Here is a 15,508-nt window from a genome sequence, read left to right as displayed (position 1 = left end):
GGATAATTTAATATCCTTCTCTGCAAATGGCATTTATATGTCAACAGGTCATGTTGAATATGCAAGTCTGAATGGAACGCATATTTTTAAGCTTATCGGCGAAGTGCGTGCCCAATCTTGTATTAGTCTAGACAAATTACTGAACAAAATTGAACAGCAAGACAACGTAGTTGGCGCTATCGTTGATCTCACCGAAACCAGTTTCATTGACAGTACCGTACTCGGTGTTTTAGCGAAACTAGGACTCAAACTTAAGCAAGTACACAATATTCAGACTGTCATGCTTTCTACCAATTCTGACATTACCACTTTGGCCAACAGTATGGGATTGAGCCAAGTGTTTGTGATTCTGAATTATTGTGGTGATCCAAATGTCTGCACACGTGCGCTGATGGAAGAACATGTCACGCATCAAAATATGCTGAATACGGTTCTGGATGCGCATAAAACCTTGATGAAACTGAATCAAAGCAATCAGAACATGTTTGAACCTTTAGTGAAACAGCTACAGAAAGAGCAAGACAATTTAGATAAAATTTCCGAGCAAAAGGTATAACCATCTTATAAGAGGACCCTATGACTTTACTTTCTGTTGTACAAATGAATTCTCAAAATGAAATTGATGCCAATTTCGTGGAGATTGAATCTTTAATTCAACAAAGTAAGGCCAATGGTGCTGCACTGATTGTTTTCCCGGAAAACTTTGTCTGTTTTGCAGCAGGAAAACAGCGCGAAACTGCTGCACAATTTGAAGTGATTCAGCAGCGTCTGGAACAACTTGCCCATCAATATGACACCTGGATCGTTGCCGGTACATTACCCTGCCCTTATCGTCCGGATGGTTCGATCATTGAAGATGGCCGGGTGCGTACCGTTAGCCTGTGTATCAGTCCGGAACGGACCGAAGCGCGTTATGACAAAATTCACTTGTTTGATGTGCAAGTCGGTGATGCTGTCGGTGGTTATCAGGAATCCAAGTTCTTTGAACCCGGCACAGATGTTGTCGTAGCCAAGACCCCTTTTGGCAATATTGGTTTGATGGTCTGTTATGACCTGCGCTTTCCTGAACTGGCATTAAATTTACGAGCCAAAGGTGCAAACCTCTTGACCGCTCCTTCTGCTTTTACCTATACCACAGGTGAAATGCACTGGCAGCTTCTTCTGCAAACACGTGCTCTAGACAGCCAATGCTCGGTGCTTGGTGCAGCTCAACAAGGCTGGCACGGTGAAAAACGTCAGACTTGGGGACATGCAGCCGCCACTAATAGTCGTGGACAGCTTCTTAATATGATCCATGCAGAAGGTGCTCAACTCATTTCCGTCGACTTTGATTTAAATGAACAGCAAAAAGTGCGTGAATCCATGCCTTTAATGCAACACCGTAGACTTATGCAACTTTCCTGAATCGTGTCATTTGCTTGCATAAAATAACAAAATCCCTGCTTATTCTTCAGGTGAAATCACCGAGCATAGAAGCTCTACGAAAAATAAACAGGGATTTAACTCATGTCATTAGAAAAAGCCGTCTATACCGCACATGCCAAAGCCACAGGGGGCCGTGATGGCCGCGCCATTTCTGACGATCAGATTCTGGACGTTCAATTGGCCGTACCCAAAGAAATGGGGGGACCAGGCGGTGGAACCAATCCTGAACAGCTCTTTGCCGCAGGATATTCTGCCTGTTTCTTAGGTGCAATGAAATTTGTTGCCAATCGTGACAAGCTCAACATCAGCAAAGATGCCTATATTGAAGGTGATGTTGGAATTGGTCCGATTCCTACCGGGTTCGGGATCGAAGTGACCTTAAATATCCATCTTGAAGGCATGGATCAGAAAGAAGCACAAAAACTGGTCGATGCTGCGCATATTGTCTGCCCCTACTCGAATGCGACCCGCAATAATATTGATGTGAACTTAAACGTAATTACTTAATTTTTTTATTTAACAGCTATCCTGAAAAAAGTTTCAGGATAGCTAGACTTCAATTATAAATTTCAACTTTTAGTCACTTCACTTTCCCTCAACATCCAACTTCGTTTTCAAAATAGCAGCAAAAACTCAAGATCTTATATATAATGATTCTTATTTGCATTTATTCGATTTATATTGCTGTTAAAGCCTATTCTGTTAAGTTCTTTCTTACTCACTGTTGCTACTGCCTCTTTTGCAGATCTTTATCTCTCAGAAAAAATCCGTCCGAAAATAAAATCTCTGCTCAATACTGAAATTAAACGCCTACCCATTCCTGCAACACCCAACAATATGATTCTGCCTGAATTTGGTAAAGGGATTATTGGTTGGGGCGCTGGCTCCAAAGATGCTGAAGCCCGTTTTCTCAATATTACTCAGGCAGATGTTGAAACAATGAAACAGGAAGGACTGAGTTTAGCAATGGCACAAGCCTGGCAGAACTTTTATGAAAATGAAACTCTGCGTAATCCGGGAAATCCGACTGCACCTTTTCGTGCACAACTCATGAAAAAAATCGTCAGTCTCTGGTAAATATCCAAAAGTCCTGACGATCATTATGATAAAGCGAGCAGATTAAAAAATTATTCTACTGCTTCGTTGGTTACTCGCAATACTTCTTCAATCGTGGTTTTTCCGGCCAATACTTTACGCAGACCATCATCACGAATGGAACCTGACTGCTGACGTACATAGCTTTCGATTTCATATTCAGCCGCATTGCCATGAATCAAACGGCGCATATGATCATCGACTGGGACAATTTCATAAATTGCAGTACGGCCACTAAAGCCAGTATTGCCACAACGTTCACAGCCTTGAGGTTGCGGTAATCTTAAATCTTGGGGATGCTCAATATTGCCAAATAGATTCTTCTCGAAAGCATCTGCCTCATGCCAGGTCGCGCAATGTGGACACAAGGTACGCACCAGACGTTGGGCAATTACCCCGATTAAAGAACTGGACAGCAGAAATGGTTCAATTCCCATATCTTTCAGGCGCGTAACCGCACCAATCGCGGTATTGGTGTGTAAGGTGGATAACACCAGATGTCCTGTCAGGGATGCCTGCACCGCAATTTCTGCGGTTTCCAGATCACGAATCTCACCAACCATGACCACATCCGGGTCCTGACGCAACATGGCTTTTAACGCACGGGCAAAAGTCATATCCACTTTGGTATTGACCTGCGTTTGTCCAATGCCTTCCAGTTGATATTCAATCGGATCTTCAGCCGTGAGGATGTTTTTAGAACCGTCATTCAGGTCAGAAAGTGCCGCATATAAGGTGGTGGTTTTACCCGAACCGGTCGGGCCAGTTACCAGAATAATCCCGTGCGGGCGATGCACTAAGGTCTTGAGTCGACCATAGTCATTATTCACCAAGCCCAAATGGGTCATGTTCAAACGGCCGGCCTGCTTGTCCAGCAGACGCATCACCACACGTTCACCATAAGAAGATGGCAAGGTTGATACACGCACATCGACTTCACGCCCCGCCAGACGCAAGGAAATACGGCCATCTTGTGGAATACGCTTTTCGGCAATATCCAGTTTAGCCATGACCTTGATACGTGAAACCAGTAGCGGGGCGAGTTCACGACGTGGCTGGACAATTTCACGTAGCTGGCCATCGACCCGTAAACGCACCGACAGTTTTTTCTCAAAAGATTCAATATGAATATCAGAAGCCCCGACACGAATCGCCTCTGAGAGCAATGCATTGATCAGACGTACAATTGGCGCATCATCTTCCTGATCCATCAGATCTTCAGCTTCCGGTACGGAATCGGCCAGACTGAGTAAATCCGGATGATCTTCCAGACCGGCAGCGACCTGTTGCGATTCGCCGCTATCGCCGGCAAAACTGGAACTGAGTAACTGGTTAAATTCCTGTTCGCTACAGAGTTGAAAATGAGCCGGATAACCGAGCAGACGGCGAGCTTCCTGCAATGCAAGCATCGAGGTATTGTCACGACGCAGAATAAAGGCCTGATCTCCCTCATAACGCAACAGCACACCATGGCGCTTGGCGAAGCTATATGGGATTTGTAATTGTTTAAGTACTTGCATCGCGGATTATAATAATGATGAAAAAATTTAAATTGAGTGTACTCTAAGCATATGACAGCGTGAAGTATGTTTTCAAAGATTTAGCAAGAAAGGGTGCCAAGATTGCCGCGAGATAAAGATGAATTAATCCCGAATACAGCGAAAATGCGCTGGTGGGGAGAACAGAATTTTGAAATAAATCAGTCTAAAGCCTGGCAGTTTGGCTCCTTGCTGTTTCGGCTGACCCGAGGGATTCAGGAATGGCGACTGGAATATTTCCGCCCTTCTGTGCAATACGATTATGAACAGCAATGGCATCAGATTGATGATCCGAATTTTGCCTTTCCCCCACCTGTGAAAATTGAACGCTATATGTTCAAATCCACGCAAAACAAATTGCAACTGATGCCACGCCTTGCAGACCGTTCTGTGGTGATTAAACCAGTCGATCCGATTTATATTCCTGCCGGACAGCGCGGTACGCTTTATATCAGCACGCCCTTATGGATTGCCGGTTTTGTCGAGGGGCAGCGCGAACCGATTTTCGATTTGCCGGTAATCTTGCCAAAAGACACCTGGTTTGGACCCAATCACCGTTCGGGGGAAATCTGTTATGCCACCGCAGTCGATGGCAGAACCGAACTGAAACAGTTACATCCGCGAGCCTTTCGTGCAGTCACGCCGATTGAGTTTCACAATACCAGTAACCAGCAATTGCGCTTTGACCGGATGAATGTTCCTGTGCCTGCCCTGCCGCTTTTTTACAGTGAAAGTACCGGCCGCTTATGGACCTCACAAATCCGGGTCTTGCATGAAAGTTCAGACCGTCCACCGCGGATTCGAGTCGAAAACCGCACGCCGCCGAATGCCGGCGAAGTCGCCTATCTGCATCCACCGCGTGATCCAGCAGGTGCGTTATTTAATATGTTTGATTCATTTTTCTAAGGGCGTCTGATGCCAAGTTCAAATATTCCGACCGAAGTCACCAACAGCCTGAAGGGAGTATTTACCAATATCAATACCGACCGTTTGACCGAAGTTTTGGTGGCGGTGGTGTTGTGCTTTATTGGTTTCCTGATTGCGCGCTTTATTTCCAATACCTTTATTCGCACCATTGGTGTACGTTTTAATGCCCATCAAAAACTGGTCTGGCGCCGCGGGATTTTCTATTTTATCTTCCTGCTGTTTGTAATGGCCAGCCTGAAAGAGGCCGGTTTTAAACTCAGTGTCTTCCTCGGGGCTGCGGGGATTTTAACGGTCGCACTGGGTTTCGCTTCGCAAACATCAGCATCCAACCTGATCAGTGGTCTGTTCCTGATTGGTGAGGGTTCCTTTGAAGTCGGTGATACCATCCAGATTACCTTGATTCGTGGGCATACCATTGAAGGCGAAGTGATTTCGATTGATCTGCTCTCGGTTAAACTTTTGACCCAAGATAATATCTATGTACGGTTACCAAATGAACAGCTGATTCGGGCGCCAGTGCAGAACCTGTCAAAATTTCCGATACGGCGTATTCCAATTACTCTGGCGATCAATTTCCATGAAGATATTATCAAGGTGCGCGAAGTACTGCTGGATGTTGCCAACAAGTATCCACTGGTTCTGGCCGACCCGAAACCAGCAGTCACCGTTACTGCGTTCCGTGAATCTTCGATTGAACTGCTGTTTGCGGTGTGGTGCCAACAGGAAAACTACCTGAAAGTACGTGATGAAATGCAGGAACGGATTCGAAACGGCTTTGTCGATAACCAGATTGAAATTCCGGTGCCAAAAATGGGCTTTGTCGATCCTCCACTTTCCCGCCCTCTAGAAAATGAAGAGATCGATCAATACGCCAATGACAAGGCTCTCAAAAGAGAGTCTGGTCTGAAATAATCCTTAGATTCCCTCTCCTTTTTTAGAGGAGAGGATTCAATCAATCAGTTTTCTCTGGCATCGGTGCAATATACGCAATCAGCAGCATTACCCCGCCCGCCAGCAAGAAGGAAATCACCCGGGTCAGGGTGCCAATATGTGACAGGTCAAATAGTACGAGCTTCAAGGTCACAATCACCAGAATACTGCCGCCTAAAATCCACATCGGTTTCAGTTTTTTGAGTGTCGCCGTCCACATGGTAATCCAAGCCAGTAATACCCAGAGTATGGTCAGACTGAGCTGAACTGTTGCATTGTTCCATAATGCCAGCTCATTAAACGGTGTCTGCAGGTACACATGCAAAGCTCTTAAAACAATATAACTGGAAAGCCATAACAGGCTTAGTACCATTAAAACTGCAATCATGCCTTTATCACGTCCCACCTTGATTTGCTGTAACAGCATCCAGATAAAACTGGCAAACATGGCAATACTGATCAGGTCAAAAGGATTAAGAATCGGCAGCCAGTAATATTGAAAAGCTTGCTGGCTAAACAGCTGTGAACAAACCAGCCAAGTTGCCATCAGCAATAAACAGCTCTTGGTTTGCCAAAGCTGCTGCCAGCCTGACTGCACATCCTGCCGATAGCACCACAGGCAGAATAATAAAGGCAAAATCACCATGCTCAGATAAGGCATGTTCGGGATCAGACATAAACTTGCCAGAGCCAGACTGCTAAAAACACCAAAACTCATCCATTCCTTGGAAAGCTGCAAGCCAGCCAGCGGTCTAAGCCACAGAATGGCCAATAATATCGTTGAAAGTGCAGAAACCCCACGTTCCAGATCACTATTCCAGACAATCACCGCATTCTGACTGCGATCCAGAGTTAGAATCGCCGCAATGACCAGCAAGGGCGAGATGCCACTCCACTTCGGCAGTAACCATGACCACTCCTGATTTTTGCGCAGGATCATTTCATTGAACATTACATAACCCAGTGTGATGATAAATAAACTCAGCACATAGGCATGCTGACTCGGAAATTCATCTTCCAGCAAGGCAAATAGCATCAAACTGGCCGCGACACTTAGGCTGCTTAAAAAACTGACACTCAGACTATTCATCTGCTGCTGGTACTGCTTTTTAAGCTGACTGATGACCACGACTGCCACATAGCACAGACTCAAAATCCAGAAAATTATTCGCGGTGTTGGATTAATCTCGACCAGATAATACAGGCTGCTGAATCCGGCCATCAGCAATAAGCCCATGCTCAGATAGTGTGCTACCCGGACATTTTTTTCCAAGGCCCATAAATAAATCAGCACACCTTCAACTGCCCAGCCAATCACACTCCATTGTTCTGTCAATAAGATCGGGGGCACCAAGGCGAGAAAAATCAGCATCAGGCTCAGATAGCTCTGCGAAATGAGCAGGATAGTTTGTTTACGGCGCAGCAGTGTCCAGCAAGCGGCAAAGACCAGTGCAAAGAACAGGCTTAATCCAGCTTGCCAGAGTTTTTGATTGGGCTGATTAAAATGAATCAGATACAGAAAAATATATGCCGTGATCGGTGCAGCAAAAATCAGCGCTAAGTCCAATACCGGTTTTAACTGAAAACGTGAGAGATCCTGTCGTGCCAGCAACTGGCTAAAGCGGAAACCTAGCCAGATAAACAGCGCACTATGTGCCAGAATCAACGCAGTCATGGCATAACGCTCATATGTATAACCATGAATCAGGCTATATATCCCGCCAACGACCGCAGTCACTAAAAAGGCAATTTGATTGAGAATCTTCCATGGCCGGAAACTGCTCAGCACTGCCACCCCGATATTGATCAGCAAATAATAGCTAATCAGCTCAACGGCAGAAGCATCGCGGGTCGGTAAGGTAAACGGCGCCAGATAAGCAATCAGCAAAGCCATCAAAGCCAGTTCGATGCTTTCCTGTTTCAGGCTTAAATATAGAGTGATGGCCAGAATAATGAGAAATAGCAATGTTGCCAACGGTAACGTGGGAATCACCAGATTGTAATAGGCAAAAAATAAGGTCAGGAACAGACTGCCCAAACCCAGTCCTTCTAGTGCCAGAGCAAAACTCCGATTTTTCTGCATCAGGCGATAACCCAGCCCTGCTATACACCCACTCGCCAGTGCAACCAGGCCCAATTTTGCAGCCAGACTGAGTTGCCAGTGCTCAGTGGCAAAACGCAGCAGTAAAATAATCCCAATCACCAAAATACTAATCGCGACTTTTAAGACTGGATTCCCCTGGAAAAGCCAGCGCTGCAGTTGATCTACCAGATGAGGAGTGTCGTTTACCTCTTGGGCAGACTCAGTTTTCACGAATGGAACAGAATCGGATCGATCTGGTGATCGCTGTAAGGGATCGGCAGAATGAGATTGTGATTGCAACTGTATCAAACGTCCTTCCAGACGTTGCAGCCACCTGAGCAAAAAGAATACCCAGGCCGTAATCCCGATTCCCATCAACCAGTCCAGTTCAGCCAACCCGCCGACAATGGCAGTAATTGATGAGATATATAAAGGAACTTTAGAATTGCGCTCCAAGGACATCTGCTGCTGTCCGGCCAATTGATTCATCGGTGCTTCTACCGCAGTGACATATTGCATCACGCTAAAGATAAACCCCAAACCACACAGATAAGTTACAATCTGATAACCCAGATACCAGGCGCTGATCCCGGCTATCAGCAGGGTAATCAGCCAGATCATGCGCAACTCATTCCGTCCTACAGCCATTCTTATATTTCTCTTTCCTGAATCGTTCCATCATACAACAGCTTGTGCTGCTTATTTCATCTTCAGCCGATATTCGCTAAGCTGTAAACTCAGACTCGCCTCAGCGAGCGCGGTAAAAATCACGTACAATAGCGCTGTATTTTGAATAAGGAATTGATTACATGCCACCATTTGTCTTGGTCGATGGCTCTTACTTTTTATTTCGTGCCTTTCACGCACTGCCACCATTAACCACGTCAACCGGTTTACATACCAATGCAATTCGTGGTGCGATTTCTGCTATTCAAAAACTGATGCGCCGGACCCAACCGACCCATATGGCGGTGATTTTCGATACCCCAGAACCGACCTTCCGGCACGAGCTGTCACCGATTTATAAAGGTGACCGTCCCAGCATGCCAACGGAATTATCCGAACAGATTCCTTATCTGCATGCCTTGATTCGTGCCTTGGGCATTCCCCTGCATACCTTACCGGGTGCCGAAGCCGATGACATTATCGGAACACTGGCCAAACGTGCCGAGGCGATGGGACATCAGGTGCTGATCTCTACGGGCGATAAAGATATGGCGCAACTGGTGACCGAAAAAGTTACCCTGGAAGACAGCTTTAAAGAAAAACCGCTGGATGTCGACGGCGTGTTTGAAAAGTTTGGCGTCTGGCCGAATCAGATTATTGATTATCTGACCCTGATGGGCGATGCATCAGATGGCATCATGGGCGTGCCAGGTGTAGGTGCCAAAACGGCAGCAAAACTGCTCACTGAATATGGCTCGATTGGCGGCATTTTAGAAAATGTCGACAAGATCAAAGGCAAAGTCGGTCAAAATATTAAAGAACATGTCGATGGCATTGCACTGGACCATCAACTGGCCAGTATTGTCATCGATCTGGATCTTAACTTTGGTTATGACGATTTAAAACTGGGTGAGCCGAATGTCGAGACCTTACGTCATTTGTACACCGAGCTGGAATTCCGTAACCAGCTGCAGTCCTTAGATCACCCGAACAACCCGAATAATTCAAATTACCAGCAGGCGGCAAAATCTATTAACGCCAAAGCGGTTACAGCACCAGAACCTCTGGAAGACCATGCGTCTGTAACCAGCAGTGATGACCAGCTAGGTCAAGCGACCTACCACACAGTATTAAGCCAGCAGGACTGGGACACACTGTTTGAGCGCTTAAGTACCGAAAAACGATTTGCCTTTGATACCGAAACTACCAGTCTGGATTATCGTATTGCACAGATTGTCGGTTTCTCGGTCGCCTTCGATGCGCAGAATGCTTATTATGTTCCCTTGGCACATGATTATGAAGGCGCACCGGAGCAGCTGAATCGTGAAGTAATTCTGGCGCAGATCAAACCAATTCTGGAAGATGAGTCTGTAAAGAAAATTGGGCATCATCTGAAATATGATGCACATGTACTGGAAAATCATGGCATTCATCTGGCAGGCTGGTATTTCGATACCATGCTGGCTTCCTATGTCCTGAATTCTGTCGCGACCCGTCATGGCATGGATGATGTGGCCCGTCTGTATTTGAGTCATCTGACCACGACTTATGAACAAGTGGCCGGTAAAGGTGCTAAACAAAAGACCTTCAACCAGATTCCACTTGAAACTGCAGCACATTATGCCGCAGAAGATGCTCATGTCACTTATCGTCTGTATGAAGTGCTGCATGAAAAACTCAAAGTCCATCCAGAACTGCTCAACATCCTGCTGAATATTGAAATGCCAGTCGCACGCATACTGACACAAATGGAAGAAAACGGCATCGAACTGGATCTGGCTTTTCTGGATCAGCTTGGGGGCGAATTTTCCAATACCATGCAAAATCTGGAAAACCAGATTATGGAAATTGCCGGTGAAAGCTTTAATGTCAGCTCACCTAAACAGGTCGGTGAAGTTCTGTTTGAAAAGCTGGGGCTAAAAGGCGGTAAAAAAACCACCACCGGACAATACAGTACCAGTGAAAGTGTACTGGAAAAAATTGAACATCCGATTGCCCAGCTAATTCTGGAATATCGTGGTTTGTCCAAGCTGAAAAGCACTTATACCGATGGCTTATGCAAACAGGCTAATCCTGATACCCACCGGGTGCATACCAGTTACCACCAGGCATTGACTGCAACTGGCCGTTTATCATCGACTGATCCAAACCTGCAGAATATTCCGATTCGTGCCGAAATTGGCCGTCAAATTCGCAAGGCGTTTGTGGCACCGGAAGGTCGTGTTTTGCTGGCAGCCGATTACTCACAAATTGAATTGCGTCTCATGGCACATTTATCTCAGGATGAAGCCCTGCTGGATGCCTTTATTCATGGTCAGGATGTACACCGCCGTACTGCTGCGGAAGTTTTGGGCATTCCGTTGGAAGAAGTGACCAATGACCAGCGCCGTCAGGCCAAGGCCGTCAACTTCGGCCTACTTTACGGTATGTCCGAGTTTGGTCTGATCCGTCAGTTGGGCTTTACCCGTCAGGAATCACAGGATTATATCAAGCAGTATTTCCATCGTTATCCGGGCATTTATGACTATATGCAACGTACCCGTCAGGTCGCATTAGAACAGGGTTTTGTTGAAACCCTGCTCGGTCGCCGTTTATATACCCCAGATATTGATGCCCGTAATATGATGGTGCGTAAAGCGGCAGAGCGTGCTGCGATTAATGCTCCGCTACAAGGTTCGGCTGCGGATATCATTAAAATGGCGATGATTGAAGTCGACAAGATTTTGCCGAAAGATCAGGCCAAAATGCTGTTGCAAGTACATGATGAACTGGTATTTGAAGTGGATGAAGACATTGCCGATGAACTCGCACCTAAACTGGCAGAAGTGATGCAATCGGTATTGCAGATTTCTGTACCATTGGTGGTAGAAGTGGGTAAAGGCAAAAACTGGGATGAGGCGCATTAATGAGCCTTTAACCCCATCTTCCTTATAGGAGGTGAGGAATATATTCCGCAAGGGGATGGAGGGGATTTTAATTTATAATCCTCATCTACAGGCAGCGATATTAAAATCTTTTCTACTATCAAGTTTTGAACGCATATTTTTCTATTTTTAGGAAATCAGCAGCACTACTGGTTAAGAGCATCCAAGTTCCCTCTCCTCTCAGGAGAGGGTTAGGGAGAGGTTAAAATCCCATCTTCTTCTTGCACTTCGATTAAAACTTGTCAAGGTTTGGCAAGTTTAACAAATCCCTCCCAACCTCCCTTTTCTAAAGGGAGGAGCAAATAAAAAGGACGCCTCAGCGTCCTTTTCTTTTCATTCAGATTAAAAACCCGTTAACAATACAATTGCCACCTGGTTCATGATCATTTCAATCACAATCAAGGCCAGAATTGCCAGGATTGGAGACAGGTCAATCATGCCCATATTCGGCATAATCCGGCGGAAAGGTGCCAGCAATGGCTCGGCAAGTTCCTGAACTACTTCAATATAAGGTGAACGGGATTGGGTAAACATCACCACCCAGCTTAAAATAATGGTAGCGAAAATCAAGTAACGACAGAAACGGATCAAATCCTGCATCATGGTGACAAAAGTCAGAATGAGCAAATGCACAGGACCATTCGGCATGCCACCAGACAGATACATCATGCCGAAAATTTTCAGCAAATACAGCACTACCAAAAGTGCCAGTGCCGCAGTATTAACCCGCCCTTTGCCCATCGTAGGGAAAATACGCCCGAATACATCTACAATTTTAGTGGCTTTCACAGTAGAAAGAACCACAGGATTGTAGGGACTGACCGCTGCCAGTTGCATTAAAAATCGGAAGAATACGAGCAAAATCGCGACGTTAATGATAATGCCAAAAATTAGCGCAGAATTTGCACCCATACTTGAACGTTCCTAAAAATTAAACTGAAGATTTGCTGCTTTCACTGAGCTCTTGTGCCAGTTCTTGACTGCGTTTTTGTGCAGCGGCAAGTGCCGCCTGAATATTTTGAGAAATCTGGGCGCGATCAAAGACTTCAAGTGCCGCCTGTGTAGTCCCATTTGGAGAAGTCACATTTTTACGTAACTCAGCCGGCGTATTCGAGCTGGTAATCGCCATTTGCGCCGCGCCTAAAGCCGTCTGCAAAGTCAGTGCGGTTGCAACTTTTTCATCCAAACCTAAATTTTTACCCGCACGAATCATACTTTCCATCATATAGAAAAAGTAAGCCGGACCAGAACCCGAGACTGCAGTGACTGCATCAATTTGTGCTTCTGAGTCAACCCAAATGGTCAGTCCGGTCGACGCCAGAACCTGACTGGCCAGCTCACGGTCACTGGTTTCCACAAATGCATTGGCATATAAACCATGTGCACCAGTCTGTACCAATGCAGGTGTATTCGGCATGACCCGGACAATACGCTCTGTCCCCAACAATGCTGATAATGTGGCAATTTCTGCACCGGCAACAATGGAAATAATCAGCTTATTATTAACCAGACCTTTTAAGGGTTGCAGCACTTGAGCCAAAACCTGAGGTTTTACCGCCAATACGACGATATCTGCATCCTGAATTGCAGCGCTATTATCCCCGGTCACATTAATTTCTTTTTCCGCCAATAAAGCACGGACTTTTTCGACCGGATCAGAAACTGTAATACGTGTTGCTGGCAAACCACGTGAAATCAGACCGCCAATTAAGGCTTGGGCCATATTACCGCCACCAATAAAACAGATATTACAATTTAAAGCTGCACTCATGTTCAATGCTCATCGTTGAGTTCTAAAGTTGAAGAAACCGACATCGGCAGCCATCCACCTGCTTCACAATATGCAGATTGGGCCAACCAAAATCCTTTAGGGGTAAACACGCCTAGCATAACATTATCTGTGCTTAATATTTGAATAGTATGCCGAGCCCAGGGAAATATTTGCGCTTCCTGAATGGCTTTTTTCAGCGGCCAGGCACCGACACGGCCATATAAATGAATTTTTTCGCCACCCTGCCTCTGTTGTAAATGCAAAGGTTGCTGCAATAATGCAGGAGATAAACCGAGCTGTGCAGGAGCGATGATAAATTTTCCTGACAAAACCTGCACGCTGTCTTTTAAAGCAAATTTTATAGTTTTCGGGCTAGTTTGAACCTGCTGCTGCTCGGCTAAATAAGTCTCTGCAGTCAGACGATGTATCTGCTGCTGATAGCGCACATAGTAAAAGCTTTGCCAATGTAGTGCCGCCTGAGCATCTTGCTTGGCATAAATCACTTCGCGTTGCAAACGCTCCACCATATCTAAGGATGGACGATACTGTTGTTTACCTTTCATCCAGGCAGAGAGTAATTGACGTTGTCGTGATTTTGAAAGCTGTAAAAATTTACCAAGATCGAGCTGCGTTTCAGTTCCACAATATGCTAAATCCTGTTGCAGCACTTCTTGTAAAATGTCTTGAGCATCCTGCATTAACTCACTGGTTCGCACCAAGGCAGCTTGCATTTTAGGATAGCGTTCGCTTAATACTGGCCACAGGGTCTGGCGTGCCCAGGCTCGGTCATAATGGGTATCAGCATTGGTCGGATCTTCAATATTCTGAACATTCAGGTCTGATGCCCATTGGCAAATCTGCTCACGGGAAATATCCAGCAATGGCCGCCAAATCGTGAGATTTTCACGTACATCGATCTGTTTCATGGCTGCTAAACCGTCAACGCCGGCACCAGACAATAAACGCAACATCAGGGTTTCCGCCTGATCCTGCTGATGATGCGCTAACACCAACATTTCATCCGCTTGCAAATGTTGCAGATAGGCCTGATAACGTGAATTGCGCGCTTGCTGTTCCAAATTGCCACTGGCGACATTGACTGGCTGAATGATGCAGGGAATATTCAATTGCTGACATTGATCTGCAACGAACTTACCCCAATCTGCGCTGAGTGCTTGTAACTGATGATCGACATAAATCGCCCGAACTTTTTCCGGGCATAAAAAAAACATCAGATGCAGCAACAGCATAGAATCTACGCCGCCACTGCATCCGATGAGAAATTTTGTCTCTGCAGGAAAATCCTGCAGCTGTTTTAAGAAACCAGACCTAAATTGTCGCTGCCAAACTTCATCAAACGTTGGTAACGTGCTTCGCATCGTGCTTGCGCTTCCATTGGTTGCAGTTCATTCAAAGCTTCTTTCAGCACTGCTTTCAAGCTGTTCATGACCTGATCCGAGTTTAAATGAGCACCCTCACCTTCATCCACCACATATTCTACAATACCCATTTTCTGCAATTTTTCTGCAGTCAGAGCCAAGGCTTCACTGGCCTGTTCAGCTTTTTCAGCAGTTTTCCAAAGAATTGAGGCACAGCCTTCCGGTGAAATGACCGAATAAATACTGTGAGAGAGCATCACCACACGGTCTGCTACCCCAATACCCAGCGCACCACCTGAACCGCCTTCACCCAGTACAGTTGCAATTACCGGTACTTTCAAATTGGAAAGCTGAGCCAGACTGGTGGCAATTGCTTCAGCCTGACCACGTTCTTCTGCACCGACACCCGGATAAGCGCCCATAGTGTCAATAAAAGTAAAGACTGGCAGGTTAAAACGCTCTGCCATGTCTAGCAGACGCTGTGCCTTACGATAACCTTCCGGGTTACTCATGCCAAAATTATGCTGTAATTTTTCACGGGTGCTACGACCACGATGCTGACCAACGATCATCACCGGTTGACCATCGAAACGAGCCAGACCACCGATCATCGCGCCATCATCACCATATAGGCGGTCACCATGTAAAGCATCAAATTCAGTGAATATTTCACCCACATAGTCCAGGAATTGTGGACGTTCTGGATGACGTGCAATCTGCACTGTCGCCCATGCTTTTGATGGAGTTGCTTTATTTTTCATAGGTTAACC

General features: G+C 45.8%; 13 protein-coding genes. 7 read left to right on the top strand and 6 right to left on the bottom strand.

What is annotated here, in order from left to right; genetic code table 11:
• The first annotated feature begins 37 nt into the window (after window positions 1-37).
• From gigB to J7649_RS13125, 4 genes are all read left to right on the top strand, one after another.
• The gene (gigB, locus tag J7649_RS13140) at window positions 38-556 is read left to right on the top strand and encodes an anti-anti-sigma factor GigB (RefSeq protein WP_219308534.1); all 519 of its coding nucleotides are present in this window, start codon (window positions 38-40) and stop codon (window positions 554-556) included.
• 20 nt (window positions 557-576) lie between these two features.
• Window positions 577-1,404: a carbon-nitrogen hydrolase family protein gene (locus J7649_RS13135; protein ID WP_219308531.1), complete on the top strand. Its 828-nt coding sequence runs from the start codon at window positions 577-579 to the stop codon at window positions 1,402-1,404.
• A gap of 102 nt (window positions 1,405-1,506) precedes the next feature.
• On the top strand, window positions 1,507-1,932 hold the full coding sequence (locus tag J7649_RS13130; protein WP_005107792.1) for an organic hydroperoxide resistance protein: 426 nt from the start codon (window positions 1,507-1,509) through the stop codon (window positions 1,930-1,932).
• Window positions 1,933-2,109: 177 nt separating this feature from the next.
• Window positions 2,110-2,502: a DUF4951 domain-containing protein gene (locus J7649_RS13125; protein WP_219310122.1), complete on the top strand. Its 393-nt coding sequence runs from the start codon at window positions 2,110-2,112 to the stop codon at window positions 2,500-2,502.
• Between the two features lie 50 nt (window positions 2,503-2,552).
• Here J7649_RS13125 and gspE read toward each other — a convergent pair whose 3' ends face one another.
• Window positions 2,553-4,040 (bottom strand): type II secretion system ATPase GspE, encoded by a 1,488-nt coding sequence (gene gspE / locus J7649_RS13120; protein ID WP_219308529.1) that lies wholly within the window; start codon window positions 4,038-4,040, stop codon window positions 2,553-2,555.
• Between the two features lie 144 nt (window positions 4,041-4,184).
• Between gspE and J7649_RS13115 the strand changes: the two genes are divergently transcribed.
• Both J7649_RS13115 and J7649_RS13110 read left to right on the top strand, forming a co-directional pair.
• Entirely contained in the window at window positions 4,185-4,964 is a 780-nt protein-coding gene (locus tag J7649_RS13115) for a hypothetical protein (RefSeq protein WP_086044916.1), read from the top strand.
• Window positions 4,965-4,973: 9 nt separating this feature from the next.
• Window positions 4,974-5,897, top strand: coding sequence for a mechanosensitive ion channel family protein (locus J7649_RS13110; RefSeq protein WP_219308520.1), 924 nt, complete (start codon window positions 4,974-4,976; stop codon window positions 5,895-5,897).
• Window positions 5,898-5,937: 40 nt separating this feature from the next.
• Here the strand turns inward: J7649_RS13110 and J7649_RS13105 are convergent, their stop codons facing one another.
• Window positions 5,938-8,646: a DUF2339 domain-containing protein gene (locus J7649_RS13105; RefSeq protein WP_219308518.1), complete on the bottom strand. Its 2,709-nt coding sequence runs from the start codon at window positions 8,644-8,646 to the stop codon at window positions 5,938-5,940.
• A gap of 161 nt (window positions 8,647-8,807) precedes the next feature.
• On the opposite strand from J7649_RS13105, the gene polA reads away from it, so the two are divergent.
• On the top strand, window positions 8,808-11,570 hold the full coding sequence (gene polA / locus J7649_RS13100) for a DNA polymerase I (protein WP_219308516.1): 2,763 nt from the start codon (window positions 8,808-8,810) through the stop codon (window positions 11,568-11,570).
• 360 nt (window positions 11,571-11,930) lie between these two features.
• On the opposite strand, the gene J7649_RS13095 is transcribed toward polA, so the two are convergent.
• Genes J7649_RS13095 through J7649_RS13080 form a run of 4 tightly spaced genes read right to left on the bottom strand, consistent with a single transcriptional unit; the run spans window position 11,931 to window position 15,499 of the window.
• On the bottom strand, window positions 11,931-12,500 hold the full coding sequence (locus tag J7649_RS13095) for a YggT family protein (protein ID WP_064094707.1): 570 nt from the start codon (window positions 12,498-12,500) through the stop codon (window positions 11,931-11,933).
• 19 nt (window positions 12,501-12,519) lie between these two features.
• Window positions 12,520-13,359: a pyrroline-5-carboxylate reductase gene (proC, locus tag J7649_RS13090; RefSeq protein ID WP_004647533.1), complete on the bottom strand. Its 840-nt coding sequence runs from the start codon at window positions 13,357-13,359 to the stop codon at window positions 12,520-12,522.
• A 2-nt stretch (window positions 13,360-13,361) separates the two neighbouring features.
• The gene (gene tilS / locus J7649_RS13085; RefSeq protein ID WP_219308513.1) at window positions 13,362-14,738 is read right to left on the bottom strand and encodes a tRNA lysidine(34) synthetase TilS; all 1,377 of its coding nucleotides are present in this window, start codon (window positions 14,736-14,738) and stop codon (window positions 13,362-13,364) included.
• Window positions 14,675-15,499, bottom strand: a complete 825-nt coding sequence (locus tag J7649_RS13080; protein ID WP_219308510.1) for an acetyl-CoA carboxylase carboxyltransferase subunit alpha — start codon at window positions 15,497-15,499, stop codon at window positions 14,675-14,677. The genes tilS and J7649_RS13080 overlap by 64 nt, the downstream gene beginning before the upstream one ends.
• Between the last annotated feature and the right edge of the window lie 9 nt (window positions 15,500-15,508).

The organism is Acinetobacter lwoffii, from assembly GCF_019343495.1.
GTDB classification, from domain to species: Bacteria; Pseudomonadota; Gammaproteobacteria; order Pseudomonadales; family Moraxellaceae; genus Acinetobacter; species Acinetobacter lwoffii_P.
This window is presented reverse-complemented; position numbering and strand designations above follow the sequence as displayed.

Bases quoted from the DNA above. Each gene is read 5' to 3' on its own strand.
- J7649_RS13115 (WP_086044916.1), top strand. From the start codon at position 4,185: ATGCGCTGGTGGGGAGAACAGAATTTTGAAATAAATCAGTCTAAAGCC.
- J7649_RS13105 (WP_219308518.1), bottom strand. From the start codon at position 8,646: ATGGCTGTAGGACGGAATGAGTTGCGCATGATCTGGCTGATTACCCTG.
- polA (WP_219308516.1), top strand. From the start codon at position 8,808: ATGCCACCATTTGTCTTGGTCGATGGCTCTTACTTTTTATTTCGTGCC.
- gigB (WP_219308534.1), top strand. From the start codon at position 38: ATGTCAACAGGTCATGTTGAATATGCAAGTCTGAATGGAACGCATATT.
- J7649_RS13110 (WP_219308520.1), top strand. From the start codon at position 4,974: ATGCCAAGTTCAAATATTCCGACCGAAGTCACCAACAGCCTGAAGGGA.
- gspE (WP_219308529.1), bottom strand. From the start codon at position 4,040: ATGCAAGTACTTAAACAATTACAAATCCCATATAGCTTCGCCAAGCGC.
- J7649_RS13080 (WP_219308510.1), bottom strand. From the start codon at position 15,499: ATGAAAAATAAAGCAACTCCATCAAAAGCATGGGCGACAGTGCAGATT.
- J7649_RS13095 (WP_064094707.1), bottom strand. From the start codon at position 12,500: ATGGGTGCAAATTCTGCGCTAATTTTTGGCATTATCATTAACGTCGCG.
- J7649_RS13135 (WP_219308531.1), top strand. From the start codon at position 577: ATGACTTTACTTTCTGTTGTACAAATGAATTCTCAAAATGAAATTGAT.
- J7649_RS13130 (WP_005107792.1), top strand. From the start codon at position 1,507: ATGTCATTAGAAAAAGCCGTCTATACCGCACATGCCAAAGCCACAGGG.
- tilS (WP_219308513.1), bottom strand. From the start codon at position 14,738: ATGCGAAGCACGTTACCAACGTTTGATGAAGTTTGGCAGCGACAATTT.
- proC (WP_004647533.1), bottom strand. From the start codon at position 13,359: ATGAGTGCAGCTTTAAATTGTAATATCTGTTTTATTGGTGGCGGTAAT.